This window comes from Hyphomicrobium sp., from assembly GCF_019744875.1.
Classification (GTDB): Bacteria; Pseudomonadota; Alphaproteobacteria; order Rhizobiales; family Hyphomicrobiaceae; genus Hyphomicrobium_C.
In genome coordinates this window covers 640044-665410 of record NZ_JAIETU010000002.1, presented here as the reverse complement: position 1 = coordinate 665410, position 25367 = coordinate 640044, and the positions used below count along the sequence as shown (strand labels likewise).

26 protein-coding genes are annotated in these 25367 nt (G+C 65.6%); 6 read left to right on the top strand and 20 right to left on the bottom strand.

Translation table 11 applies throughout. The features are described from left to right. The first annotated feature begins 7 nt into the window (after nt 1-7). Nucleotides 8-592, top strand: coding sequence for a DUF447 domain-containing protein (locus tag K2Y42_RS03205; protein ID WP_291148368.1), 585 nt, complete (start codon nt 8-10; stop codon nt 590-592). 62 nt (nt 593-654) lie between these two features. Here K2Y42_RS03205 and K2Y42_RS03200 read toward each other — a convergent pair whose 3' ends face one another. Together K2Y42_RS03200 and K2Y42_RS03195 are read right to left on the bottom strand one after the other, a co-directional pair. Continuing rightward, on the bottom strand, nt 655-798 hold the full coding sequence (locus K2Y42_RS03200) for a hypothetical protein (protein WP_291148366.1): 144 nt from the start codon (nt 796-798) through the stop codon (nt 655-657). Between the two features lie 160 nt (nt 799-958). Further along, nucleotides 959-1990, bottom strand: coding sequence for a hydantoinase/oxoprolinase family protein (locus tag K2Y42_RS03195; protein ID WP_291148364.1), 1032 nt, complete (start codon nt 1988-1990; stop codon nt 959-961). Nucleotides 1991-2128: 138 nt separating this feature from the next. On the opposite strand from K2Y42_RS03195, the gene K2Y42_RS03190 reads away from it, so the two are divergent. Continuing rightward, complete coding sequence (locus tag K2Y42_RS03190; RefSeq protein ID WP_291148363.1) at nt 2129-2878, top strand: HisA/HisF-related TIM barrel protein; 750 nt, start codon at nt 2129-2131, stop codon at nt 2876-2878. 281 nt (nt 2879-3159) lie between these two features. Here the strand turns inward: K2Y42_RS03190 and fae are convergent, their stop codons facing one another. From fae to K2Y42_RS03155, 7 genes are all read right to left on the bottom strand, one after another. Continuing rightward, the gene (gene fae / locus K2Y42_RS03185) at nt 3160-3672 is read right to left on the bottom strand and encodes a formaldehyde-activating enzyme (protein WP_291148361.1); all 513 of its coding nucleotides are present in this window, start codon (nt 3670-3672) and stop codon (nt 3160-3162) included. 223 nt (nt 3673-3895) lie between these two features. Continuing rightward, nucleotides 3896-4765 (bottom strand): triphosphoribosyl-dephospho-CoA synthase, encoded by an 870-nt coding sequence (locus tag K2Y42_RS03180; RefSeq protein ID WP_291148360.1) that lies wholly within the window; start codon nt 4763-4765, stop codon nt 3896-3898. A 130-nt stretch (nt 4766-4895) separates the two neighbouring features. Beyond that, the gene (locus tag K2Y42_RS03175; RefSeq protein WP_291148358.1) at nt 4896-5840 is read right to left on the bottom strand and encodes an ATP-grasp domain-containing protein; all 945 of its coding nucleotides are present in this window, start codon (nt 5838-5840) and stop codon (nt 4896-4898) included. A 58-nt stretch (nt 5841-5898) separates the two neighbouring features. Then, entirely contained in the window at nt 5899-6867 is a 969-nt protein-coding gene (gene mch / locus K2Y42_RS03170; protein WP_291148355.1) for a methenyltetrahydromethanopterin cyclohydrolase, read from the bottom strand. Next, a complete protein-coding gene (locus K2Y42_RS03165; protein WP_291148351.1) occupies nt 6864-8015 on the bottom strand; it encodes an ATP-grasp domain-containing protein in 1152 nt (383 codons plus the stop codon). Before K2Y42_RS03165 ends, mch begins: the two co-directional genes overlap by 4 nt. Further along, nucleotides 8012-8911, bottom strand: a complete 900-nt coding sequence (locus K2Y42_RS03160; RefSeq protein ID WP_291148349.1) for an NAD(P)-dependent methylenetetrahydromethanopterin dehydrogenase — start codon at nt 8909-8911, stop codon at nt 8012-8014. The genes K2Y42_RS03165 and K2Y42_RS03160 overlap by 4 nt, the downstream gene beginning before the upstream one ends. A 36-nt stretch (nt 8912-8947) precedes the next feature. Continuing rightward, nucleotides 8948-9979, bottom strand: coding sequence for a beta-ribofuranosylaminobenzene 5'-phosphate synthase family protein (locus K2Y42_RS03155; protein ID WP_366512333.1), 1032 nt, complete (start codon nt 9977-9979; stop codon nt 8948-8950). A 180-nt stretch (nt 9980-10159) separates the two neighbouring features. Here K2Y42_RS03155 and K2Y42_RS03150 point away from each other — a divergent pair, with 180 nt between their 5' ends. Further along, the gene (locus K2Y42_RS03150; RefSeq protein WP_291148347.1) at nt 10160-10531 is read left to right on the top strand and encodes a 4a-hydroxytetrahydrobiopterin dehydratase; all 372 of its coding nucleotides are present in this window, start codon (nt 10160-10162) and stop codon (nt 10529-10531) included. Further along, nucleotides 10524-11051: a 2-amino-4-hydroxy-6-hydroxymethyldihydropteridine diphosphokinase gene (gene folK / locus K2Y42_RS03145; protein ID WP_291148345.1), complete on the top strand. Its 528-nt coding sequence runs from the start codon at nt 10524-10526 to the stop codon at nt 11049-11051. Before K2Y42_RS03150 ends, folK begins: the two co-directional genes overlap by 8 nt. 107 nt (nt 11052-11158) lie before the next feature. Here folK and K2Y42_RS03140 read toward each other — a convergent pair whose 3' ends face one another. From K2Y42_RS03140 to pqqA, 6 genes are all read right to left on the bottom strand, one after another. Then, on the bottom strand, nt 11159-11536 hold the full coding sequence (locus K2Y42_RS03140; protein WP_291148343.1) for a cytochrome c family protein: 378 nt from the start codon (nt 11534-11536) through the stop codon (nt 11159-11161). Nucleotides 11537-11693: 157 nt separating this feature from the next. Continuing rightward, complete coding sequence (gene pqqE / locus K2Y42_RS03135) at nt 11694-12917, bottom strand: pyrroloquinoline quinone biosynthesis protein PqqE (RefSeq protein WP_291148341.1); 1224 nt, start codon at nt 12915-12917, stop codon at nt 11694-11696. A 61-nt stretch (nt 12918-12978) separates the two neighbouring features. Continuing rightward, complete coding sequence (pqqD, locus tag K2Y42_RS03130; protein WP_291148339.1) at nt 12979-13299, bottom strand: pyrroloquinoline quinone biosynthesis peptide chaperone PqqD; 321 nt, start codon at nt 13297-13299, stop codon at nt 12979-12981. Beyond that, on the bottom strand, nt 13292-14059 hold the full coding sequence (gene pqqC / locus K2Y42_RS03125; protein WP_291148337.1) for a pyrroloquinoline-quinone synthase PqqC: 768 nt from the start codon (nt 14057-14059) through the stop codon (nt 13292-13294). Before pqqC ends, pqqD begins: the two co-directional genes overlap by 8 nt. Next, the gene (gene pqqB / locus K2Y42_RS03120) at nt 14056-14976 is read right to left on the bottom strand and encodes a pyrroloquinoline quinone biosynthesis protein PqqB (protein WP_291148335.1); all 921 of its coding nucleotides are present in this window, start codon (nt 14974-14976) and stop codon (nt 14056-14058) included. The genes pqqC and pqqB overlap by 4 nt, the downstream gene beginning before the upstream one ends. Nucleotides 14977-15175: 199 nt before the next feature. Further along, nucleotides 15176-15265: a pyrroloquinoline quinone precursor peptide PqqA gene (gene pqqA, locus K2Y42_RS03115; RefSeq protein ID WP_023786421.1), complete on the bottom strand. Its 90-nt coding sequence runs from the start codon at nt 15263-15265 to the stop codon at nt 15176-15178. 573 nt (nt 15266-15838) lie between these two features. Here pqqA and K2Y42_RS03110 point away from each other — a divergent pair. Together K2Y42_RS03110 and K2Y42_RS03105 are read left to right on the top strand one after the other, a co-directional pair. Next, complete coding sequence (locus tag K2Y42_RS03110) at nt 15839-17623, top strand: flavodoxin domain-containing protein (protein WP_291148326.1); 1785 nt, start codon at nt 15839-15841, stop codon at nt 17621-17623. A gap of 106 nt (nt 17624-17729) precedes the next feature. Continuing rightward, on the top strand, nt 17730-19445 hold the full coding sequence (locus tag K2Y42_RS03105) for an NADPH-dependent assimilatory sulfite reductase hemoprotein subunit (protein WP_291148324.1): 1716 nt from the start codon (nt 17730-17732) through the stop codon (nt 19443-19445). Between the two features lie 108 nt (nt 19446-19553). Here K2Y42_RS03105 and K2Y42_RS03100 read toward each other — a convergent pair whose 3' ends face one another. From K2Y42_RS03100 to K2Y42_RS03080, 5 genes are all read right to left on the bottom strand, one after another. Next, a complete protein-coding gene (locus K2Y42_RS03100) occupies nt 19554-20351 on the bottom strand; it encodes a sulfite exporter TauE/SafE family protein (RefSeq protein WP_291148321.1) in 798 nt (265 codons plus the stop codon). A 16-nt stretch (nt 20352-20367) separates the two neighbouring features. Then, a complete protein-coding gene (locus K2Y42_RS03095) occupies nt 20368-21108 on the bottom strand; it encodes a sulfite exporter TauE/SafE family protein (RefSeq protein WP_291148318.1) in 741 nt (246 codons plus the stop codon). Nucleotides 21109-21250: 142 nt separating this feature from the next. Further along, nucleotides 21251-22807, bottom strand: coding sequence for a GTP-binding protein (locus K2Y42_RS03090; RefSeq protein ID WP_291148315.1), 1557 nt, complete (start codon nt 22805-22807; stop codon nt 21251-21253). Next, a complete protein-coding gene (cysD, locus tag K2Y42_RS03085) occupies nt 22807-23712 on the bottom strand; it encodes a sulfate adenylyltransferase subunit CysD (protein WP_291148312.1) in 906 nt (301 codons plus the stop codon). The genes K2Y42_RS03090 and cysD overlap by 1 nt, the downstream gene beginning before the upstream one ends. Beyond that, complete coding sequence (locus K2Y42_RS03080) at nt 23709-24539, bottom strand: phosphoadenylyl-sulfate reductase (protein WP_291148309.1); 831 nt, start codon at nt 24537-24539, stop codon at nt 23709-23711. The genes cysD and K2Y42_RS03080 overlap by 4 nt, the downstream gene beginning before the upstream one ends. Nucleotides 24540-25367: the final 828 nt, after the last annotated feature.

The following is a 25367-nucleotide window of genomic DNA, read 5'->3' as shown; positions in this document are numbered from 1 at the left end:
GCTCGACATGCCGCGCATCGTCGAAACCATCGTCACGACAGTCAATGCCGATGGGCAGGCGCACATCGCTCCGCTCGGCCTGATCGAAGACGGCGACGGCTGGATCATCGCCCCCTTCAGGCCCTCGCGGACCCTCGACAACCTGATGGCCAACCCGGCCGCCGTGGCCAGCCATCCCGGCGACGTGCGCGTGTTCGCGGGCTGCGTCACGGGCCGGCGCGACTGGGCCACCACCGCCGCCGACCGGGTCAAGGGCGTGCGCCTCGCGGACTGCGTTTCGCATTGGGAGCTCGCGGTCGAGCGCATCACCGAGGACCCGCAGCGCCCGCGCTTTCATTGTCGCCTGGTGCACGCGGCGTCTCATGCGGTCTGGAGCGGGTACAACCGGGCCGAGGCTGCGGTCATCGAGCTGGCGGTGCTGTCGACCCGGCTTTCGATGCTGCCGCCGGAGAAGATCGACGCGGAGCTGGCCTACCTCGACATCGCGATCTCGAAGACCGCCGGCCCGCGAGAGCGCGAGGCGTGGGGCTGGCTGATGGAGCGCGTCGAGGCCCACCGCCGGGGCGACGCAGAGGCCGCGCGCAAAAAGTAGCGGGCAGAGATGGCCGGTGGCGGCCGTGCCGCGCCGGAACTTGGATCAGATGGAAATCCGGATCAGACCGGCAGTTGCGGCGCGCGCTGGGCGACCCGGGCGTAGGCCCGGCGGCGCGCGAGATAGAAGGTCGCGATGCTGATGGCCAGGATGATCAGGCCACCCGGCATAATGATCGCAGTTGCGATGGCGAGCGTGGTTTTCATGGGCCGTGCCTCTCCCCGTTTGAGGCTTTTCTTTGATTATGGCCTGAGTCTACCAGGGATACATTAGAGCCCACTTCAGGCGATCGTAGGTTTCCAAGGGAAACTTTTAAGGTTTGAGTAAAATTCGCGGCGTTGCACTGCAGCAGGAAATTGGCCGCCGTCAGCGCGCTTCGAACGCCAGGAGATGCGCCACGGCCACCGCGGGCGCCGCGCCCGTCGCCACCTCGAGGCAGTCTGCATCGGCTTCGGCAAGCGCACCGAAATCGATCGCCGTGCGGCCGAGCCGCCGCGCGATTTCATGGATGTCACCGGCCCCGATGCCCGCCGCGATGACGGGCGCCGAGCGCGCAACCGCCACCGCCGACAGCACCCGCGTCGCGCCGTCGTGGATGGAGCGCAACTGCAGCTCGCGAATGTGCCGGGCAGCGCCCTCCCACGCCTCCGCCGAACCGTCGCGCGCATCCCGCCCCAGCATGCGCGCAAGCCGCGTGACGCTCTCTGCGAGCGATTTGCCTTTCCCGTCCGCCGTCGCATGCAGGTCGATGCCGGCGAGGTCGTAGCCGAGGATGCGGCGCACGTCGGCCATCGTCGCGAGATACTCGCGTGCAAGGCTCACCCATTGTCCGCCGAACGGCGCCTCGCTGGCGATCGCCATCACGGCCGTGCGCGTGGCGCCCGTGTAAACCAAAGCGCCCGTCGCCTGCCGGTCGGCATCGGAAAGGCCCAATGGGCACGCCGTGCCGCCCGTGACTGGAATGATGTCCGCCGTGGTCGACCCGAAGTCGATCAGCAGGGCGTCGGCGTGCTTGCGCGCGATGAACGCGGCCGTTGCGAGAAAGTTGGTCGATCCCACGTCCGCATGCCGGGCGCGGGCGTCGTCGCCGCTGCCAAAGCCGCGCGGCCCCATCCAGAACCGCGCCGCAGACCCGAGATCCGTCTCAATACGGCCGACGAGCGTCCCCACGCCCGTTTCGCGATCCGGGAACAGATCCGACAGCTCGCCCGTCATCGTGACGGCGAACCGCGTGGCCCGCGCGAGCAGGGGGCGGGCTTCGGCGAGCGCGGCGTCGAGCTTGTCGAGACCCTGCCACAGCGGGCACACGAACTGGCGCGCCGCGAGCGTGCGGCCATCCTCGACCAGGGCCACCTTGAGGTGGGCGCCGCCGACATCGAGTCCGGCCGTGACGGTCATGGTGTGAAGCGCTCCCGATAGTGTGGTTGCCGCGCGGCGTCTGCGGCGTCGCGGCGAGGCGCGCGATGTTTACATCGCCCGCCGTGCGGTTACATCTCAGGCCATGTGTTACATCACCTGCGGTCAGAAGGAAGCCCGATGCAGGTCATTCCGGTCGTTGATATCCGCGGTGGCGCCGCCGTGGCCGCGGTGCGAGGCGATCGCGCGCGCTATCTTCCGATCGAGACGCCGCTCGCGCCATCGACGGCCGATCCGGTGGCCGTCGCGCTGGGTCTCCGCACGCTCTTTCCGTTCTCCACGCTTTACATTGCCGATCTCGACGGCATCGAAGGCCGCGGCGCTGATCTGGCGACGCAGGCCCGCCTCATGCAGGCGTGGCCGGGAGCCGAGCTGTGGATCGACGACGGCATCGTCGAGGCGCGCGCAGTTCCTCCCCCCTCGTGGGGGAGGTTAGGAGGGGGGGACCCCCAACCGCCGCAATCAAGCGCCACCCACGTCCTCGGATCGGAATCGCTCGCGAGCCTGGACGCCTACGCGCGCGCCCGCCAACAGGCCGGTCCCGCAGCACCGCTCTCGCTCGATTTTCGCGGCGACCGGTTCATCGGCCCGGAGGGTCTTCTTGAAGACGCAGACCTCTGGCCGGAGCGCGTCATCGTCATGACCCTCGCGCGCGTCGGCAGCGGCGAGGGGCCTGATCTCACGCGCCTCGGATCGATCGTGGCGCGTGCTGGCGCACGCAAGGTCTACGCCGCGGGTGGCGTTCGCAACGCCGAAGACCTTCACGCACTTCGGGACGTCGGCGCGGCCGGCGCGCTCATCGCGACTGCATTGCACAGCGGCGCCATCACGGCCGCCGATATCGAGAGATGCGCCGCAGGCGACGCCTGACTTCGCGCTCCGTCCGCGTGAATCGGCGGTCACAAAACAACCGTGACCCCGATCGTCGCGCCGCCTATCAGGCGCGACGTGAATCGGCGGTCACAAATAAAAAGAGCCCGATTGCTTTCGCAATCGGGCCCGGAGAGTTTCAGTCCACTTGCGAGTGGATCGTGAAGGTCCACCTGCTCGTGTCAGCCGTTCCAACGGCCGGAGAGTAGTCTTCCCAATCGCTGCAGCAGACCCCCATTCAACGGAGGGGCATCATTTTCCTGCTGTGGACGGTTTCCGCTTCAAGTCTTCGCACCGAAGGGATGTGCGACCGAGTTGCGCTGAGCGGTAGCTTCGGCAGCCGTCGGCTTGCCGGCGACGGCACGAGCGATCGACTCCTTGACTGCGCGATAGTTGTAGTCCTGGATCTTGGCGTCGTCGGCAGCTTCCCAGTGGATGAACACGCCAACGAGGATGTAGATGTCGTCAGCTTCGTTAGCCGGGATAACGCCTTCAGCGACCGAGTCCTGAACGGCCTTGGCAACGCCGTACTGAGCAGGTCCGAACATCTGAACGGCCTGGCGGGCGTCCTTGATGGTGACCTTGTTGAACATGATCGTGTTCGGCTTGCAGGGCAGGTTCGGAGCGATCACGGCGAGGAGGGTGGTGAAGCCGTCCTTGTTGTTCGCGAGTGCGTTGACGAATGCCGTCTCGGCCGCGCTGCCGCGCGGGCCCATGATGAGGTCGATGTGAGCGACTTCGTTGCCGTCACCGACGAGCGACTCGCCGACCAGTACGCGATTGATCTTGGCCATTAGGGGGTTCCCTTCCTTCATATTGAACAAAAAACGCAATCCGAGCGTCCGTCAGCGACGTGCGCCTGAAGCGTCTGCCCGGAGTGTGAGAGCCGGCTGCAGTCTAAAACCTATCCCAGTTGCAGCGAACGGCGACACGGGGTGTCGCCGGCCCGGTTGGCCGGATAGTGGCGCCGTGAGCGCCGCCCCTTAATAGACCTAGGTCGAAGGTTTGGACAAGAGGCTAGAGAGGCTTGGTGGTCGCACTCTGGTGAATGAGCATGTCCGCAAAGAGAGTAGCTACCACCAGGTCCGCAGTCGTACCGGGGTTAATTCCCCGATCCTTAAGGCTCTTGTCCAGCGCCCACAGACCATTCCACGTCTCGGGCCGCGGGGCAGGGTGCCAAAGTGATGCCGCATTTCGCGCTTCGCCCCGGATGCGCTCTGCGACGTCGATGCCGAATTTTCTGGCGATATGACTGTCCGGGAACTCGGCCAGATAGGTCATGTGCAGCGCAGTAATCGCCAGGGTTTCGTTTGCTGCAGCGCGCCGGCCCGCATGCAGCGCGGGCAGGCCCAGAGAAAAGAGGTCGTCGAAGCGCGTCACGTAGGCCTTCGCGATTCTGTCGCGATCCGCCGCGAGCGCCATCGCCTCGCGCAGCGTCACCGTGGCGGCGGCGTTGACGTCACCCTGGTCGGCGCGGCCAAGGCCCGCAGGGTTCGCGATCACGATGGCCTGGAAAGCGTCCGCCGCATCCGCCTGGTCGAGGCCGCCGAGCACACGCCCCAGCCGCTCGCGCAGGTCTGCGCCTCCAATCCGTGACTCGGCGGCCGCCGCAAGAGGCGCGGCGAGCAGAACGATGCCGAGGTTCGCGTTGAGCCCAGTCTCCGCGAAGCTCGCCTTGACCGCGCCCAGGATGCGGCCCCCCACGGACAGCGAGGGATCGGCAATGAACGGCGCGGCCGCGGCGGCGGCGCGCTCGAAATGATGGATGTCCATGCCGTGCCCGGCGCTGTGGACGTGCACGTTGCCGGGCTTCAGGGCCTGGAGTTCCGCGTGGCAGGCTGCAACGAACGCGGCTTCGACGTTGGTTTGATTGAGCGGAAACGCCATTACACAGCGCCTCTCCTCCCCCCTCGTGGGGGACGTCGGGAGGGGGGGATTGCGGACCTTCGGCGGTCTGGGTTCCCCCCTCTCCGCAAGGGGGCGAGGAATGCAAGGCCGACGTATGTGATGGGCGCCATCACCGAGCCGAAACTTTCGTGACGGCCGCGAGGAAATCCGCCGCCAGCGTGTCCGCGATGTCGATCGTGGTGACGCTCTGCAGTCCCTTCCAGGCCGGGTTCGAATTGATCTCGAGCACCATCAGCCGGCCGGACGCGTCGCGGATGAGATCCACGCCCGCGTAGTCCGCTCCGATCGCCGCCACTGCGGCAAGCGCGAGTTGGCTCATCTCGGTGCACGGCTCGTGCGCGATCGGCTCCGCGCCCTGGTGCACGTTCGTGATCCAGCTCTTGCCGCGCCGGACCATCGAGGAAAGAAGGCGGCCTTTCGATACGAAGACCCGCCAATCCTCGAACAGCGTCGCGTCTGGCGCCCGCAGATAATGCTGCATGTAGTAGACGTCGCCGACCTCTTCGGGCGCGGGCAGCTCATCGGCGCTGTGCGCGCGCCTCACGCCGTTGCCCTGGCTGCCGAACAGCGGCTTCAGAACGAACGGGCGCGGATCGGCCGAAAGGTGAGCCTGCGCACGCGCGAGCGTCTCCACCACGCGCGTCGGCGGCGTGGCGAGGCCGGCCTTCTGGAACAGGAACGTCGCCGTGGATTTGTCGACGCAGCGTTCGATGGCGCGCGCATCGTTCCACACGCGCACGCCGCTTTCGCGAAGCGCATGAAGAATGCCGAGACGCAGCGTGATCTGCTCGAGCGTCCCCGTCGAGACGGAGCGCACGAACGCCCCGTCCGGAAGCAGGCCGTCGAACCCGGGGATGTCGAGACCGCTCGGGCAGGATGTGTCGAAGGCGCACGCGCTGAGTGTCGTCGTGACGACCTGCGCACCGCGCGCCTCCATGGCCTTCTTGAGGCGCCGCGCATGCCAGTCGCCCGAGCCGTCCTCCACGAACAGCACGATCCGCGGCCCCGAAAGGGTCGCCTTGTCGAGTTCCGTGGTGGTGACCGGCTTGTTCATGGCGAGGATGTTCTCCCTCTCCCCGCAACGGTGGGGAGAGGCATGATGTCGAGATGTCTTACTTGAAGCTCGCGTCGACGATATCGGGCGCGAGCTTTCCGGCATGGAAGCTCGATCCCGTGTCGAGGTTCGACACCGTCACGAGCGCCGGGCTGAACAGCGACGCGTCGATCTTGTAGAAGTCGCCGTTGACGGCAGCGAAGATCTCCGCGAACGGCTTGCCGTAGATCGAGCACGTGTTGGACGGCAGGTTCTGCGCGAGCTTTTCAGCCTCCGCATCCGTACCCCGCACGAACAACTGGATGCGACCGCCGTAGATGATGGCGTCGTTGGTCCGCCCCATCGCCTTGACGAAATCCGGCACCGGCGGCGCGATCGGCGCAACGCCGTAGCCGTCGACGATGTTGTTGAGATCGAAGTGCAGCGAATGCGCCTTATGCAGCGCCACCTCGAGAACGCGCGCGGCGATCTGCACCGTCCCCGCGAGGCTGCCCGTCGGGGCATACATCACCGTGAGGTCGCTCGGCTTGATGCCGCACGCGGCGGCAACCTTCGTGGCGACGGCGGGCGGGGGCGCGGTATCGCCCTCGATCACCAGCGTGCCCGTGTAGTGCTTATCGACGTAGCCGAGTTCGGTGTAGAGCTCTTCGACACGCGAGAGCGCGCGCGCTGGGCCCGAGCCGAGAGCAAAGAAGCCGCTGTCGTCCGTGATGGTCCAGCCCGCGTACTGGCTGCCGAGGCAGGCGATGACCGGGTTCGACGAATGAACGACCACGCCGAGCGGCCAGCGCTCGAGGCCCGACGACGACGTGAGCGTCACGGTGCCGAGGCCACCCATGCAGATCTCGCCGAGACGGCGGCCGGCTTCCAGGCCGCCCGGCACGTTCGCGCCGAGATCGATGCACCGCTCGCCGGCCTCGCCGGTCGTCACGGCGCAGCGCAGCGCGTCCGCAGCCAATACGAGATCGTCAACCAGCACCCCCGCCCGCGCGTTGACGCTGGGCGCAAAACTGGAACCGCTGCTCATTGTTGAGCTCCTTTTTCGTTTGAATGGTCATACAGCAAATCTTCGAGCGCGCCCAAGCGCTGAACGCAGGTGGCGGCCACGGTATTGGCGTCGTCCCCTTCGGCCAGCACGGTCGCGAGCGGTTGGCGGGCGGCGATGGTGCCCCCAGGGCACGGGCGATCCGCGCTCCACTCCGGCCAATCGACCGCCGGGATGGTGAGCCCCCCGCGGTCGGCATAGAGAAAAGCGGCGGCCCGCGCGATCGGCGGATGCCACTCGGTCGAGAGAATGGCCGCGGGATCGCCGCCGCGCGACGCCTCGACGTGCGCCTTGAATAGAGTGCCGGACGCGTCGTCAAACACGTCCAGGGTAGCGCCCGGCCGCGGATTGACCTCAAGCAGCAGAGGCGCCCCATCGTCCACGAGATAGTCGAACGAGACGATGCCCTTGAGCGACAGTGCTTCCGAGACAGCGAGCGACATCTCGATCATGCGCGCTTCGAGATCTTCATCGAGCGGCCAGGAGCCGACCGCGCCGCCGTAACGATAAGGGCGCCGCGGCAGCGGATTGGTCCACTGGCGGCTGGCGGCGAACGCAGCGCTCTTGTCCGAAACCAATCCCAGCAGCGAAACGGGCGCTCCTTGCGCCACGCGCTGGTAGAAGCGCCGCTTGTCGGGGCGCGGCTTGGCGGGGCAGGGGTGAATGTGCAGGCCGCCGCTGCCGCCGATCCGCCGCATGAGCCAGCCGTCGGAGACTTCGGGCGCGTCGAGGCGCGTCTCAGGGTGCGGCACGCCGAGGTCGCCGAGAATCTGGAAAAAGTGCTGCGGATGCTTCGCGCGCCAGATCGTCTCGGCGTCGTTGCCGATGAGGGTGAAATGCTCGGCGAGCTTCGCCACCAGGCGCGGATTGCACTCGAAGCCGCCGCCGAGCACGAGGCCGATCGGCGGCGAAGAGGCTTCAGAAACGAGACTTTCGAGAGCCGCGATCAGCGGGCGGGCGGTGAACCCAACCTGGACGCGTGCGGGCAGGCAGCGGGACGCTTCAGCCAGCGCCACCGTATCGAGATCGCCGAAGCAGTCGACGACCAGCGGCTTGTAGCCGGCGCGCCGCGCGGACGCTGCGAGCGCCCGCGCGGAAAAGGCGGCAATAAGGACGGTTTCGCCCGTCAAGCCACGAGCTGGCGGGCCAGCGCGAAGGCATGACGGAAGTCGAGCGAGAGGGCCTCGTTCGACGACAGCATCTGCTTGAAGAGGCCGGATTCGGTCTTGTACTTGACGTCGCCGATGGCGAGCGGGCCGACGCCGTAGGCATCGGTGCCCGGCAGCGGCGCGCCATCCATGAACAGCTCCATGCCTTCGACGCCCGCGGGCGGCACGGCGTTGACGTCGGCGGCCACGAGAAGGTTCGTTGCGAACGCCTTGTCTTCCTTCGTGATCACCTGCACGCCTGCAGCGGCGGCGGCGAAAACGACTTCGGCATTGGCGAGGATCTCGCGCTTCTGCGCTTCGGTCTCGCCGCTGGCCGCCTTGAGGTCGACGCCGAAGCGCTCCTTCGAGACGGCGGCGGACTTGATGACGCGGTCGACGCCGCGATGCGCGACGAGCGTGACGTCAGCGCCTTCGAGCGCGGTGATGATCGACGAGGCGAAGCCCACGACGCCCGTGGCGCCGAACACGGCGACCTTCGTGCCCTTCCAGCCGCGGCCGAACTTCTGCTTCAGCACGCGCTCGACGCAGGCCACCATGGCGGCGGCCGTCGTGAACGAGCCGGCCGGGTCGGCGATGACGGAAAGCTGGAACGGCGGCACCATGGCCTTGCGCGCGGCTTCCATCATGTCGAGGGCGACGATGGCGTCCTTGCCGCCGATGAACATGCCCGTGCGCACGCCGTAGTCCGGCGGGCGCGAGAAGATGGCGTCCTGCACGAGCGCGGTCGTCTCTTCGAGCGTCACGTTGATGTAGGGAATGATGACCTTGAAACCGGCGTCCGCGGCCATGTTCACGTCGAACGGGCTCATGTGCTTCTGCGGCGAAAGCATGTGCAGAATAGGCGTCGCATCACTCATATAAATCGTCTCCCGTTCGTGTAAGGCGTTCGGTTTTTATGGCCGCTGAGGGGCATCGTCGGTCGTGACCGTGGCGCCTGCATTCCGGCCGCGCACAATCGCGATGTCGAGGCCCATCGCTTTAGCGTCTCCGACTAAAGAATGATAGAGGCGGTCTGCCACATCCTGGCTGTCGACGAATCCGAAGCCAGACGGCCCCCACGAGGTCTGTCCGATGCCCGTCGCGCCGAGCTCTGCCGCATGTTTGAGCAGGCGGCCGACGGCAGGCGACGTCCAGGGGCTTCCACCTTGCGCTGCAGCAAAATGACCGCCGACGATGCCCTGAATGGTGGTTAACGCTGAGCCGAACGCGGCGATGTCTCCCTCGATCAATCCTGGCACGAGCTGCATCAGAACGAGCCGGCAAAGGCGGTCGGCCAGAGCTTCCGGAAACGCGGGGAGCGTGGCGAACGCCTTGGTCTCGCGGTCGCCGTGCGCACCCTGGTCGCGCGGGTCGAGCACGAGCAGGCAGCGCCAGGCCTCCGGAAACGGGATCTGCATCAGCACCGGCGGCGGCTGGTCGATCGTGCCGCGGCCGCCGTCGACGATGAAGCCTCCGTTCTCGAATGCGGCCATGCCGATAGCCGAACGCGCGCCGCGGCCGGCGAGGTCGCCGATCTGCTGCGGCGAGAACGAGAGGCCTTCGAGCCGGGCGAGCGCCAGCCCGATCGCGAGCGCGAGCTGCGTGCCGGAGCCGAGCCCCGCGTGCGCCGGAATGGCGTGAACCACCTCGACATGGTAGGCGCCGGGAAGCCCAAGAGCGTCTTGGCAGCGGCTCAGAACGGTGAGCACGCGCTCGCGCTCCGGCCCCGTCGCCGTGTTCGTCCCCGCGCGCGTCACGCGCACATCTGTGGCCGGTGAATCGAGGGCGAGCCCGATCGATCCGTACCGCCGCCCCAGCCCACCGTTGAGATCCAGGAATCCGAGATGAAGCCGTGCAGGCGCCGAAACGCTGCAACCGTTGACCGGGTCCGGCCGCCCGTGTGTGTCGTGCATATGCGTATGCGCCTTTGCCGAAATGCGTGACATGTTCAAAGCGGCCATCTCCACCCGCGTGAGCCGCGGGGCACGGCGTGCGTCTTTGAAGAGGCTTAGATAATAGCTGAACGGCTGAGCCTGAGTTCCAAAACCGCCAAACGTGTTCTATAGGGTCGGCCCAGAGCGCAGCACTAGTCTGCATTTGTCTACGAAAGACGAGGAGAGAGCACAATGAGCAGCCCGCGCGAGAAGGCACTTTCCGACGCCGAGGTTACGGCGTGGCTGGCCGAGAACCTCCCCCAGTGGCGCCTGGAGGATGGCTGGATCCGGCGCACATACAAGACGGCAAGCTGGAAAGGCACAATGATGGTGATCAACACCGTCGGCCACCTCGCCGAGGCCGCCTGGCACCACCCGGACATCACCGCGTCCTATGCCTGGGTCGAGGTTCGCCTCGTCACCCATTCCGCCAAGGGCATCACCGACAAGGACCTGAACCTCGCCAAGAAGATCGAGGAGGTCGTGCACTGGCAGCCGGCCGGCGAGGGCGTCTTCGAGGGCACGCCGTCCGACCAGCGCTTCGCCTACATTAAGTATGATTGAGCCAGGGCCCGCCGCGGAGCCGTCCTGGACAGCGCTGCTCGGGCTCGGTTCGAACATCGGCGACAAGGCCGCCAACATCGCACGCGCGATCGCGTTGCTGACTGCGCCGGGCGACGTGCATCTCGCCGGCGCCTCGCGCCTCTATCGCACGGCGCCGTGGGGCGTGACGGACCAGGACTGGTTCGTCAATGCCTGCATCGCCGTGCGCACCGCGCTCGTCCCGCATGACCTGCTTGCGCGATGCCTCGGCGTCGAGCAGGAGATGCGCCGCGTGCGCGAGCGGCGCTGGGGCCCGCGGGTGATCGACGTCGATGTGCTGGTCTACCGCGACGCGGCATCGAAAAGCGTAACGCTGAACGAGCCGGATCTCATTCTGCCCCATCCGCGAATCACGGAGCGCGGGTTCGTGCTTGTGCCGCTCGCCGAGCTGGCGCCCGCGCTCGAGCTGTCCGGCCACACGCTCGCCTATTGGCTCGAGCGCACCGACACGAGCGATGTCGTGCCGTTCGACGGATCTTAAGCACACGCTGAGATCGAGCGACGCAAAAAAGCAAACGACGCAAAAAAGCAAAACGCCGCGGCTTGGGGTCCGCGGCGTTCCGAATTCAAAAAAACAGAGCGAGCAGCTTACTGCTTGCACTCGGACTTGATGTAGGCGAGCAGGTTGGCGCGATCTTCTTCGTTCTTCACGCCAGCCGGGAAGATCATCTTGTTGCCCTTCACGACTGCGTCGTCCTTCTCCATCCACTTCAGGAGATGCTCGTCGTCCCAGGTGAGGCCGGAGTTCTTGAGAGCGTCGGAATAGGCGAAACCTTCAGCATGATGACCGGCCTTCGAACCGGCAACGCACTGCAGAGACGGTCCGAGACCGTTCTTCGCATCGGCGCCGATCTGGTGGCAAGCGGCGCACTTCTTGAACACGCCCTTGCCAGCTTCGACGTCCTGCGCCGACGCAGCAACGGGCACGACTACCAGCATGGCAGCCGCCATAACCCACTTAAGCATTTCCAGTTCCTCCGAATTTTCTTCATGTCGAGCTGCCAGCCGCGCTCCCGCACGCCATAGCAATCGTCGCATTCTGCCAAGTTTCGCCTGAACCCGGGCTGAACAAAGTGCCGCACCCGGGCCCAACATCAACCTGTAATCGAGTGCTCGGTTCCGCTCAAGACGCGTTGTGGGCTTCCGGTTTCTTTGTTGCGCCGCCCACGCGTCGGTAGATGAACTCAGGGGCATTGGGCGTGTGGCTCTCGACTTCCGCCACCGCCTGCCACTGGGCATGCATCGGCGAAAGCGAGCACGCGGGATCGGTGTTGGCCGCGTCCCCGGTCAGCGCGAATGCCTGGCAGCGGCATCCGCCGTAGTCGATTTCCTTGCGCGGGCAGCTCCGGCAGGGCTCCTTCATCCAGCTCGTGCCGCGATACTTCTGGAAGGCTTCGCCGTTGAGCCAGATGTCGGCCAGCGGACGGTCCTTGATGTTGTCGAAGGGCAGGCCCTTGATCGACTCGGCCGCATGGCACGGCAGCACCCGCCCCGAGGGCGTGATGTTGACGATGCCGCGCGCCCAGCCGCCCATGCAGGGCTTCGGAAACTTGGCGTAGTAGTCCGGCACGATCGCGTCGATGACGATGACGCCCTTGTACTTTTCGCGCGCCTCCTCGACCTGCTTGGCCGCCGTCATGAAGGCCTCGCGCGTCGGCATCAGCGACGCCCGGTTGATCAGCGCCCAGGCGTAATACTGGACGTGAGCGATCTCGACGCGTCCCGCTCCCATCTCGACCGCGAACTCGATCATGCGCGGCACGTTGTGAATGTTCTGCCGGTGGATCGGGCAGTTGATGGTGAGGGGGAGGCCGTTCTCCTTGACCCAGCCTGCGACCTGGATCTTCTTGGCCATGCCGCCCTTGTAGGCTGCGATCCGGTCGGCATTCTCCGGGTCGACATCCTGTACGGAAAGCTGCACGTGATCGAGGCCGACCTCGACCAGCTTCGCCAGCCGCTCGCGAGTCAGCGTCACGCCTGCCGTGATCAGGTTGGTGTAGAGGCCGACGTCGGCCGCCACGCGGACGATGTCTTCCAGGTCTTTGCGCGCCGTAGGCTCGCCGCCGGAGAGATGGATCTGCAGCACGCCGAGCGAAGCGGCCTGACGCATCACGTCCTGCCATTCGGCCGTCGTGAGCTCAGCGTTGGCGCGCTCCAGCTCCACCGGATTGGAGCAGTACGGGCACTGCAATGGGCAGCGATGGGTCAGCTCGCAAAGCATGCCGATCGGCGCCCGCGCGCACAGCGCCGGCTCCGTGCCCGGATCGGGCGATGTCGCGCACTCCGCAACCCGGGCAACGTCGGGCATCGCGGTCTCAGTCACGTGGGTCGGTGCGATTTCGTTCATATGCGCCTTCCTCTGGTCCTGCCGTGCCTGCGCGCCGAGCGGCCCGTTTTGACCTCTGCTGTTATGGGGCCTTGATAAGGACGCCCTTGTCGGTAAGGTCCTGAAGCATTTCCAAGATATCGGTTGTTACAACGTCAAGTGGGGCCTGGTACTCCTGAGACAAGGCCTCCGCGATCTCGCTCACGGAACGTTGTCCGTCACAACGCTTGAGAACTTCCACCGCGGTATCGTCGGGGTTGAACACGCGTTCCGGCGCCAGGATGATCCAGCGGCCGCGCCCTGCATCGTGGCGCAGCTTGTTGTGCCTCGGCATGACGAGCTTGGTCTCGCCCGTCACGATGAGGCGGGTAGGAGCTGGTTTCGGCGCCGTCGGTTCAGACATTCAGCATCTCCGGCTTGAACGCGCCCGGCGGAATCCATCCCGGCGCGACGTAGGCATGGTGCAGCGCATCGAGCTGCGACCACAGCACATTGCATTTGAAGCGCACGGCCTCGACGCAGGCTTCCTGTTCCGCGCGGGTGCTTGCGTGCTCCTTGATGTAGTTGAGCGCGAAGTCCGCATCGAACGGCGCCTGCACGAGCCGCTTCTTGAAGTACGCCATCACCCGGTCGTCGATAAAGTCGTAGTTCTCGAGCATACCGGAAATGCGCTCCTTGTGGATCTTGGGTGCAAACAGCTCCGTGAGCGAAGACGCGACCGCGACCGTCAGCGGCTGCTCGTAGACGAAGCGCACGTAGGCTTCGACGGCAAAGCGCGTGGCCGGCAGCGCGCCCGTCATGCCCTGCACGTAGTCGCGGTCGAGCCCGAGAGCATCCGTGAGCACCAGCCAGCGCTCGATCCCTCCCGGATCCTCGCCATGGCCGTCGTGCTCGAGCACGCGGTGGATCCAGTCGCGGCGGAGCTGCCGGTCGAGCACGCGGCTGACGAGCGCCGCATCCTTGCGCGGCACGGCCGACTGGTAGCAGTAGCGGTTGAGGGCCCAGGCGGCGACTTGCCCCTTGTTGAGCTTGCCGCCGTGCAGAAGGTGATGAAAGGGATGCTTGTCGTGGTAGCGCTCGGCGCCAACGGCACGGATCGCGGCCTCGAACTCGTCCGGCGTCCAAAGCGCCGGCTTGTCTGCGGGTGATCGACGTTCGCTCATAAGCGGATCTCCATTCCGTCGTAGCCGACTTCCCAGCCGGCCGCTTCTGTTGCGCGGCGCTCGGGCGAGTTGTCGTCCAGCACCGGGTTCGAGTTGTTGATGTGGACGTAGATCTTGCGCCCGACGCCGAGCGCCGCGAAGGCCGCGATCGAGCCCTCGGGCCCCGAGATGCTCATGTGCCCCATGCGCTGGCCGGTCTTTTTCATGAGGCCCTGCCGCAGCATTTCGTCGTCGGTGTAGAGCGTGCCGTCGAAGAACACGAGCGGCGCACCCTTTAGCCGGCTGGCAAGGTCCGCATCCACCACCGCACAGCCCGGCACGTAGAAGAAGGTCTTGCCGGAAGCCCGCGCGGTTACTTTCAGTCCGATTGCGTCGCCCTCCCGGCTGCCGTAGTTCGCATCCGCCGCGCCGCTTTCGAGATACAGCGCGACCTTGCCGGGCACCGCGAACGCTTCGACGTCGAGACCGGTCTCGGCGATCGCCGTCGTCTGCCCGAGAGGCAGCTCACGGCGGGGCACGACCTCGGCATTGAGCACGTTGAAAACGGAGTTGGCCTTGAGCGTGCTCAAGACGCGCGACGAGCCGTAGACGGTGAACGGCTGCAGTTCGCGCAGGTTGAGCAACCCGGCGATGAAGTCGACATCGCCGCCCGTCAGCACGGCCGCCTTGATGGGGCTGTTGCGCAGGCCCGCATCGGCCCGTGCACCGAGCTCGGGCGTTTCATTGATCTGTTGGCGCAGGTCCGGGGCGGTGTTGAGCAACACCCAGTCGGACCCGTTCGCACTCACCGCGAGCGAGCATTGGGTCCGGGCTTTAAACCCCGGCTTCCCCTGTCTCACATCGGCGCAGTTGCGACAGCTACAGTTCCATTGAGGAAAGCCGCCGCCAGCGGCCGCCCCCAGGATCCTGATGTGCATGAACCTGTTCGCTTTGAAGCGGCGTGCCTCGCCGAAAGCGGCGCCGCGAAAGATGGAACCTAGTGAAGCTCCCGCCCCGCTTGTCGCGACGGCGTGGAGGTCTCAAATCGCAGCTAGCGCCGAGGTTGCAAATAGCGACGGCGGCCGAATGTTTCGACCGCCGCGCCAATACTGCATCAACGCTTTGCGAGCGGATCAATTAGATGATGTCGATCTCTGCCGGCAGGTAGCTCGTGACCTCGAGGCCAACTTCCTGCTCACGCACTGCGGGCTTCATCCAAACCTTCATGATTTCCTCCTCCTAATCGGCAAGCTTGCTGATCGAAAGGCCCCGCCAGGGCCCACCGAGGTTGCCGTTTTTGACCGCCTCAGTCTGCGGATGGGGCCTCGCTTGTCAAGCCCGTCCGCCATGGTGAGAAAAGACCACAAACCCTTCCTGTAGAAAAGTAACAGTGCGTCACGAGTTCGTGTGAGTACGCGCGATCCGGGCGGCGAGGGAGGCATTTACCAGTCCGTTAACACCCCCGCGCCGGCCCGCCCGCCCGCAGCGCCTGCGCGGTGCATTTTCGGGCCCCGCCTGACCCTCCGGATACGGCCGGATCCTGCTGGCCGAGGCGCGATGGCGCAAATCGGCACGTCGATAGAAGGGCGTGCTCATACCAAAGCACGAAGGGGAATAAAGTTGCGATCTGGCTGATGTGACCTTAAAGCAATGGAAAATTATTCTACGTTGGTGTACATCCCCATGACCTTGGGGTCGGCGACGTAGGGTGCACTTTACCAAAGTCTGCTAAGACGCCAGGACGGGGTCGCGTCGATATCCTAACCGCGCCCTGTTCCAACGAATTTTCAGGAGGAGCGGGTGGCCGCGGTCCCTTACTTGCCGAAGAATGCGCCGTTCGCGGCTGAAGACATCGATGCGCTGAACCAGCTCGTTCAGCGCGCGACGCCGCTGCAGCGCAGCTGGCTGTCCGGTTTTCTGGCTGGGCTCGATGCTGCACAGGGCCAGACGGCCGGCGTCCTTGCGCCCGCCCAAGCCCCTCGCGCCCGCCAGCCGCTCACGATTCTCTACGGCAGTGAATCCGGCAACACGGAATCGCTGGCCCTCAAGACCAAGAAGCTGGCCGCAAAGCTCAACTTCGATGTCCGCGTCGTCGACATGGCCGACGCCGATCCCGCCACCATCGCCAAGGCGAAGAACCTGATCGTCTACATCTCGACCTGGGGCGAGGGTGATCCTCCGCAGCGCGCCGTCGATTTCCACAAGGCCCTGATGGCCGACGATGCGCCGCGCTTCGATGGCGTGCGCTTCGCCGTCCTCGCACTCGGCGACACCGCCTACGTCAACTTCTGTCAGACCGGCCGTCAGATCGACGCTCGCCTGGAAGCGCTGGGCGCCACGCGCGTTGCCGACCGCCAGGATCTCGACCTCGACTTCCAGAAGGCCGCCGCCGCCTGGACCGACAAGGCGCTGGAAGTCATCGCTCCGGCCGAGCCCGCGGGCGCGACTACCGTCGTGCATGTCGATTTCAAGGGCCCCGGCGCCTCCGAGGACGACGAGCCGCGCTACACCGCCGAGAACCCGGCTCAAGCCGAGATCACGGCCCTCGTCAATCTCAACGGGTCGGGCTCGACGCGCGAGACCTGGCACGCCGAATTCGCCGTCGAGGATCCCGCCTTCACCTACAAGCCGGGCGACGCCATCGGGCTCTTTCCGGACAACGATCCCGATCTGGCGGCCGATCTCCTTGCCTCCGTCGGTCTCTCCGGCAACGCCGACCTGCACAAGAAGCTCGTCAACAGCTTCGACATCACCACGCTCTCGCGCCCGCTCGTCGACGGCTATGCCAAGCTGACCGGCCGCAAGGACGTCGCCAAGCTGCTCGAAGAGGGCGAGCTGGCGCGCTTCTCGGCCGACCGCCAGTTGATCGATCTGTTCGAGAGCTTCCCGGAAAGTCTCAGCGCCGACCAGTTCGTGAAGCTGCTGCGTCCGCTGCCCGGCCGCCTCTATTCGGTCGCCTCGAGCCAGAAGGTGCATCAGGGCGAAGCACATCTACTCGTCGGCGCCGTCCGCTGGTCCTCGCATGGCCGCATCCGCAAGGGCGTCACCTCGACCTATCTCGCCGACCGCTGCAAGGTTGGCGGCAGCGCGCGCATCTACGTCAAGCCGAACCGCCACTTCGGGCTGCCTGCCGACGGCAGCCGCCCGATCATCATGATCGGCGCAGGCACCGGCGTCGCGCCTTACCGCGGCTTCGTCGAGGAGCGCGGTGAAACGGGCGCGACCGGCAAGAGCTGGCTGTTCTTCGGCGAGCGCAACTTCACGAACGACTTCCTCTATCAGCTCGAATGGCAGGATCATCTCGCCTCCGGCGCCCTGTCGCGCATCGACGTGGCGTTCTCCCGCGATCAGCCCGAGAAGATCTACGTGCAGACGCGCCTGTGGGAGCGCCGCGACGAACTCCTCGGCTGGCTCGAAGACGGCGCGCACGTCTACGTGTGCGGCGACGAGAAGGGCATGGCCAAGGACGTCGACACCACGCTCGCGCGCATCCTTGCCCAGTCCGCAAAGGGCGACGAGGAAGCCGGCCGCACCAAGCTCAAGGAACTCGCCAAATCCGGCCGCTATCAACGCGACGTGTACTAGGCAACAGACAGCGGGCAACACACGGCCGACGTTCCTGACGCTCGCTGCCGGTTGCCTGCTGCCTCACTCACTGCCGACTGCCTCTCTGCCTACTCCCGAGACACCCATGACCGACAAACGCTCGAAGAACGAATTCCTCAAAGAGGAAAGCCATTATCTCCGCGGCACCATTGCCGAAGGGTTGGCCCAGGTCGAAACCGGCGCCATCGTCGACGACGACACGCAGCTCATCAAGTTCCATGGCTCCTACATGCAGGACAACCGCGACGTGCGCGGTGAGCGGGCCAAGAAGAAGCTGGAAAAGGCCTTCAGCTTCATGATCCGCTTGCGTCTGCCGGGCGGCCTGGTCTCGCCTGACCAATGGATCAAGCTGGACGACATCGCCGGCACCTATGCCAACGGCACGCTGCGTCTGACGACGCGCGCCACGTTCCAGTATCACGGCGTCATCAAGTCGAACCTGCGCAACACCATGCAGGCGATCAACTCCGCCTGCCTCGACACGATCGCGGCGTGCGGCGACGTGAATCGCAACGTCATGTGCGTCGCCAATCCGTTCTTCTCCGAGGCGCATGCGGCCGCAGGCGAGTTCGCGCGCAAGGTCAGCGATCATCTGTTGCCGAAGACCACCGCCTATCACGAGATCTGGCTCGAAGGCGAAAAGGTCGAGGACATGACGCGTCCCGCCGTGCCGGACACGGAGCCGCTCTACGGCGTCCACTATCTGCCGCGCAAGTTCAAGATCGTCATCGCTGTGCCGCCCGTCAACGACGGCGACGTGTTCGCCCATGACCTCGGCTTCATTGCGATCACCGACGCCAACGGCGCGCTCCTGGGCTGGAACGTCTCCATCGGCGGCGGCATGGGCATGACGCACGGCGAAACCGCCACGTTCCCACGCACCGGCGACGTGATCGGCTTCTGCACGCCCGAGCAGGCTGTGGATGTCGCTGAAAAGGTCATGCTCGTGCAGCGCGACTGGGGCAATCGCGAGAACCGCGCCAACGCGCGCCTCAAGTACACCGTCGAGCGCTTCGGCGCCGACAAGTACCGCGCCGAGGTCGAGAGCCGGCTGGGCTACAAGCTCGGCGAAGCCCGCCCCTTCAAGTTCACGCACATGGGCGATCCGCTCGGCTGGCAGCAGGGGCCGGACAAGAAGTGGCACCTTGGCCTGTTCATCGAGAACGGCCGCATCAAGGATACGCCCGACAAGCGCCTGCGCACCGCGATCCGCGAGATTGCCGAGGCGGGCGGCATCACCTTCTCCGTGACCGGCAACCAGAACATCATCATCTGCAACGCCGGCGCCAAGCAGAAGGCGAAGATCGAGGCCACGCTCAAGAAGCATGGCATCGACATCGCAACGTCGTCGGGCCTGCGCCGCAACTCGATCTCGTGCGTCGCGCTGCCGACGTGCGCGCTGGCGCTGGCCGAGAGCGAGCGCTTCCTGCCGGAGCTCATCACGACCCTCGAAGGCTCGCTCGACAAGGCCGGCCTGCGCGACGACGACATCGTCATCCGCATGACGGGCTGCCCGAACGGCTGCGGCCGTCCTTACATGGCCGAGATCGGCTTCGTCGGCCGCTCGCCCGGGCTCTACAACCTGTATCTCGGCGCGGCGCACGAAGGCACGCGTCTCAACAAGCTCTACGCCCAGGATGTCGGCAAGGCGCGCATCGTCGAGCTGCTGGAGCCGTTGTTCCTGCGCTATGCGAAAGAGCGCAACGAGGGTGAGCGCTTCGGCGATTTCGTCATTCGCGCCGGCATCATCAAGCCGACGCTCGGCGGCAACACCTTCCACAGCGACGTCGTGCTGGCGTGATCGCTCGCACCGTCCGCTGCTCGCACGGTCTGTCATCCTAGGCCTTGTGCCTAGGATCCAGCCCTCAGCTGGGACAAGCCCGAGGATGACAGGAGCCAGAACGCTCGGTCAGATCTTCGCGAAGAGCTGATAGGCGGCGAACAGCAGGATCGCCGCCAGCGCGAACCGCAACGCCTTGTCGGGGAGCCGACCGGTGAGGCGCGATCCAATCGCGATACCGGGGAGCGATCCCGCAAGCAGCATGGCGAGCAGCGTGAAGTTCGTGTTCCCCATGCCGAGATGGCCGAGCCCCGAGACCAGCGTCAGCGGCACCGCGTGCACGATGTCGGTGCCGATCAGGTAGCGCGGCCGCAGCGCCGGATAGAGCAGCGTCAGCACGACGACGCCGATGGCCCCCGCGCCCACCGACGTCAGCGTGACGATCGATCCCAGCAGCAGGCCCAGTAACAGCGTCGGAACGGGGCGGACGTCCTGCGTCTCGCCGTCCGCGATCTCTTTCGTGCGCGTGATGAACGGGTAGACGAGGATCGCGAGCGAGCTCAGCACCAGCGCCGCCACCAGCGCGCTCTTGATGACGTGCGCCATCGTCGCGAGGTCGGGCTCGAGCCACTCGATCAGGCCGAGCATGGCGATCGACCCGGGCACGCTTCCGGCCGCGAGCCAGCGCACGATGCGCCAGTTCACGTTGCCGAAGTTGTGGTGCGGCGCGACCGCCGACGCCTTGGTGATCGATGCAAACAGCAGATCGGTGCCGACCGCGAGCGTGGGCTGCACGCCCACATGCGCGATCAGAAACGGCGTCATGAGCGATCCCGCGCCGACACCCGTCATGCCGACGAGGAAGCCGACACCGAAGCCGCCGCACACGATCATGGGCCAGAGGGAAAGAAGCGAAGTATCGAACATGGGATCACTTCGCCGGTTACGTAAAAGCTTTGACGATCGTGTTGAGGCTCAACACGATGACGACGCATCCGACCACGAGCATCAGCGCCTTGGCGGGCACGTGCTTGGCCGCGAGCGCCGCGAACGGCGCGGCGATGACGCCGCCGATCACGAGCCCGGTGATGATCGGCCAGAGCCCCAGGCCGATGGTGAGAAAGAACGTCGTCGAGATGGTGAGCGTCACGAAGAACTCGGCAAGGTTGACTGAGCCGATGGCGTAGCGCGGCGTCGTGCCCTGGCCGAGCAGGCTCGAGGTCACGATCGGGCCCCATCCGCCGCCGCCGATGGCATCCAGCAGGCCGCCGAAAAATCCGAGCGGGGCGACCGAACGCGGTTGCGGAGATTCGAGCGGACGCCGCACGAGCGCCTTCCAGATGATGACGATGCCGAGGGCCAGCAGATAGACGGCGATGTACGGCTTCAATGTATCGCCGTCGAATTCGGAAAGGGCATACGCCCCGATCGCGCCGCCGATCGCACCCGGCACGGCCAGCCGCCACAGCAGCTTTCGGTCGACGTTGCCGAGCTTCCAGTGCGCCAGCCCCGAGGCGCCGGTCGTGAATGTCTCCGCCGCGTGCACGCACGCGCTGGCCGTCGCCGGCGGCACGCCCGTGCTGAGCAGCACCGATGTCGCCGTCACGCCGTACGCCATGCCGATGGCGCCGTCGATCATCTGCGCCACGAAGCCGATGGCCACGTAGAGTAAGATTTCATCCATGATGGTAGGCAGCGTTTCCGTTATTGCTGCCCACCGATAGCAGAGATGACCTGCTGTGACGACGGGGAAATTCGCCGTTGGCGCGGCGAGTTGAGATCGAATGTCTCACCTCGCCGCTTCGCAACTGCGAGCGTCTGTTGCGCTAGATCGAGTAATCCGGCGCGCTCTCGATTTCGACGTTGATGCCGGCCGACCGCAGGATGAGCGCGACCTCGTTGGCGCGGCGGCGGAACTCCGCTTCCGATCCGGGAAGATCCCGAAGGTCGGTGTTGAGGCCGCGTTCCAGCATGGCGCGCGAGAGAACGAACGTGTTCTCGTCAGCCAGCGCCGCTTCCGGCTTCGCCGCCGTCACTACGCCGCCCGCGATGGACGCACCCGTGATCGCATCCACCAGCATGAAGCTGCCGGTTTCAGGTGCCTCACCGAACGTGTCGATGGCCGCGGGCCGCGCGAGCGCGATTTCGCCGATGGCGATGTCGTTGGTCGAGCAGGCCTCGGCCGGATGGCTTTCCAGCGTTTCGAGATCGAGCAGCGCCTGGATCTTGAGATTGGATACCGGCGTGAGGTCGGTCGCGGTGCGCAGGAGGTACGAGCCGCGCGGATCGTAGGGCGTCTCGCTGAGCCAGACCATGCGCGCATCCACGACGCGGGCCACGACCGGCCGCGAGTCCGCTTTCGAGAGCACCGCCCCGCGCGCCACGTCGATGTCGGTATCGAGCTGGATCGCGACGGCCTGGCCTTGCGACGCCTGGTCGAAATCTCCGTCCATGGTCGCGATGCGCAGCACCTTCGCCGTGCGCTTCGAGAGCGCATCGACCACGGTTTCGCCGACGCGCACGCTGCCGCCGCTGACCGTGCCCGCGAGCCCGCGGAAATCGTTACGGCTGTCGCGCAGCACAGTCTGCACCGGGAAGCGGAACGGGCCGCTCGGCTCCGTCACGCGGCTCGGAAGCTGCTCGAGATGCTGCAGCAGGGTCGGCCCCGTGTACCAGGGCATGTGCGTCGACGCGGCGGCGACGTTGTCGCCCGAAACGGCGGCCGTCGGGATGGCGGTCGCCTCCCAGAACCCGAAGCGCCACGAGAACGTCTCGAAATCCGCTTCGATCTTGCGGAACGCCGACTCCGACCAGTCGACCAAATCCATCTTGTTGACGACGAGGATGACGCGCTTCACGCCGACGAGATCGAGGATCGCGGCATGGCGCCGGGTCTGCTTCTTGATGCCGTGGCGGGCATCGATCAGCAGGATGGCGACGTCGGCGTGCGATGCGCCCGAAGCCATGTTGCGCGTGTACTGCTCGTGGCCTGGGCTGTCGATGACGACGATGCGGCGCGAGGCCGTATCGAAATAGCGCCAAGCGATGTCGATCGTGATGCCTTGCTCGCGCTCGGCGACGAGCCCGTCCATGAGCAGGCTGAAATCGGGATTGCCGCCATCGACAGTCTTGCCGCGCTTTAGCGTTTCGCGCTGGTCGTCGTAGAGGTCCGTCGCATCCCAGAGCAGGCGGCCGATCAACGTCGATTTGCCGTCGTCGACGGAGCCGCAGGTCAGCACGCGCAGCATGCCCGAAAGCTCAGGCGCGATCTTGTCGAGATCGGAGGGCGCGGGCTGCGTGTCGGCCTCTTGTCCGGCAACGACTTTGAGCGGCGTCTTGGCCTTCTTCACGCTCTTCTCCTGAAGGGCATTGGGACGTGTCATCAGAAATACCCTTCCTGCTTCTTCTTCTCCATGGCGCCTGCCTGGTCGTGATCGATCAGGCGGCCCTGGCGTTCCGACGTGCGCGCGCCGAGCGTTTCGGCGACCACGGTTTCGATGGTGTCGGCGTCCGATTCAACTGCGGCCGTGAGCGGATAGCAGCCAAGCGTGCGGAAGCGCACGCGCCGGTTGACGATCTCTTCTCCCGCCTTGACGGTCAGGCGCTCGTCGTCCTTCATCAGGAGCTGGCCGTTGCGGATGATCGTGGGCCGTTCCTTCGCGAAATAGAGCGGCACCACGTCGAGCTTTTCGCGCAGGATGTAGCGCCAGACGTCGCGTTCGGTCCAGTTCGAGAGCGGAAATACGCGCACCGTCTCCCCGGCGCCGAGGCGGCCGTTCAGAAGTCGCCACATTTCGGGCCGCTGCCGGCGCGGATCCCAGCGATGCCCCTCGGCGCGGAACGAGAACACGCGCTCCTTGGCGCGGCTCGCTTCCTCGTCACGGCGCGCGCCGCCGAAGGCCGCGTCGAAGGCATACTTGTCGAGCGCCTGCTTGAGCGGCACAGTCTTCATCACGTCGGTGTAGACCGACGGCGCATAGTCGATCGGATTGATGCCCTTCGCACGCCCGTCTTCGTTCGTGTGCACGATCAGGTCGAGGTCGAAATCGCGCGCCGTCTTGTCGCGAAACTCGATCATCTCCCGGAACTTCCAGCCGGTGTCGATGTGCAGCGTCGGAAACGGCAGCTTGCCCGGCCAGAACGCCTTGCGCGCTAAGTGCAGGAGAACCGTCGAGTCCTTGCCGATGGAATAGAGCAGCACCGGCTTGCGGAACTGCGCTGCTGCCTCGCGGAAAATATGGATGCTTTCCGCTTCGAGCAGGTCGAGATGGGAGATGGCTTGCGTCATGCGTGCGTCTCTTTCGCTTTCGGGCGGTTGTGCAGCCCGCATTCCTTGCCGTCCTCGTTCTCCCACCACCAGCGGCCGGCGCGGATGTCCTCGCCCGGGCGGATGGCGCGCGTGCACGGCTGGCATCCGATGGAGGGGAAGCCGCGCGCGTGCAGCGGGTTGACGGGGATGGCGTTCGTTTCGATGTAGGCTTCGAGAGCGTCCAGCGTCCAATCGGCGATCGGATTGAGCTTCACGAGCTGATGATCGTTGTCCCAAGCCGCAAAAGGCACATGGGCGCGTCCTGCCGACTGATCGCGCCGCAGGCCCGTGATCCAGCCCTTGGCGCCCGCAAGCGCCTTGTTGAGCGGGCGGACCTTGCGCACGTCGCAGCACGCCTTGCGCGCCTCGATCGATTGGCGAAAGCCCATGATGCCGTCGCGCGCGACGAGCATCTGCACGTCGTCGGCGTCGGGAAAGATGACGCGGATGTTGAGGCCGTAGCGCAGCTCGCTCGCGTCCAGCGTCTCCAGCGTCTCCGGAAAATGCCGCCCGGTGTCGAGCGTGAACACGTCGAACGCCCGCCCCGTCGCCGCGATGGCGTGCAGCACGGCCTGGTCCTCGAGGCCGAGGCTGGTCGAAAACGTGATCCGGCCCGGGATCGCGTCGGCAATGGCGATCAGGCGCTCTTCGAGCGTCGCCAGGCTGCCGAGCGCCGCATCGAGCCGCGCGGCGAGCGCCGGCCCGTCGACGGACAGTCCGACGGACGGGTCAAGGATGGGCGATTCAAGGCCGGTCGCCGCCCCGGCAACACCACCGGCACGCGCTCCAATCAGTGTCTCAGACATGGAAATCCTCCGATCGCCGGAAGTTAGTGAAATATGGTTCTTAGATAAAGGGGCGGGAAGAAATAAGAATAGGATCGCATTCCCAAACCCGACTGATAGAGAAAAATTGTTCTACCATGCATCCTCCCGGAAAGGAATTCTGAGATGGGCCCGTGCCCTGCGGTATCTTGCGCCTGTCCGGGCCTGCCGCGCACTCGCGTAAAGAAAGAGCGACATGGCGGGCAAAGAGAATAGGGAAGGGCCGGCGCCCAGGCTCTCTACAACCTCCGGGCGATCTTCGAGGGACCCTGTCCGCCGCCTCGCGGCATGCCGAACAGACCCGTCCCGGATACGTCATTGTCCGAATGTTGCAGAAACAGCACGCAGGACAGAATGAGAACATCCGCAGCACGGACGTCCAAGTTCATCGGATCGCTCGCAATTCGAGATCGCGCTGGGGCGTGGAAGTTATCCCCAGGGGGGCGGGCGTTTGCGGTCGCGTCTGGCGGGCGCGCGGATCACGGACAGAAAGCGCATCCGAGGCCCATTCCAGGCGCGAATCAGTTGGCGGCAGATCGTCGTGTTGCGACCTCAACGAACGCTGAACAGCGTTCGCCGCCCAACGATCTCCACCGCCCCGGATTTTTTGCCGTGAACCCGGAATACTAATAATTGGTTAACGAACTCATATATTTAGAGACCAAGTTTCATGTGGACATGATGTCAGAGGGCTGTCGTGAGAACACCGCCCACGACACGAACACTAGCCTCGACCGCCCCAAATGATATTCTTGGCCGGTCTCAGAAACGCAGACGGCCGATGTTGAGGGCTGACGCTGTATTTGCGGT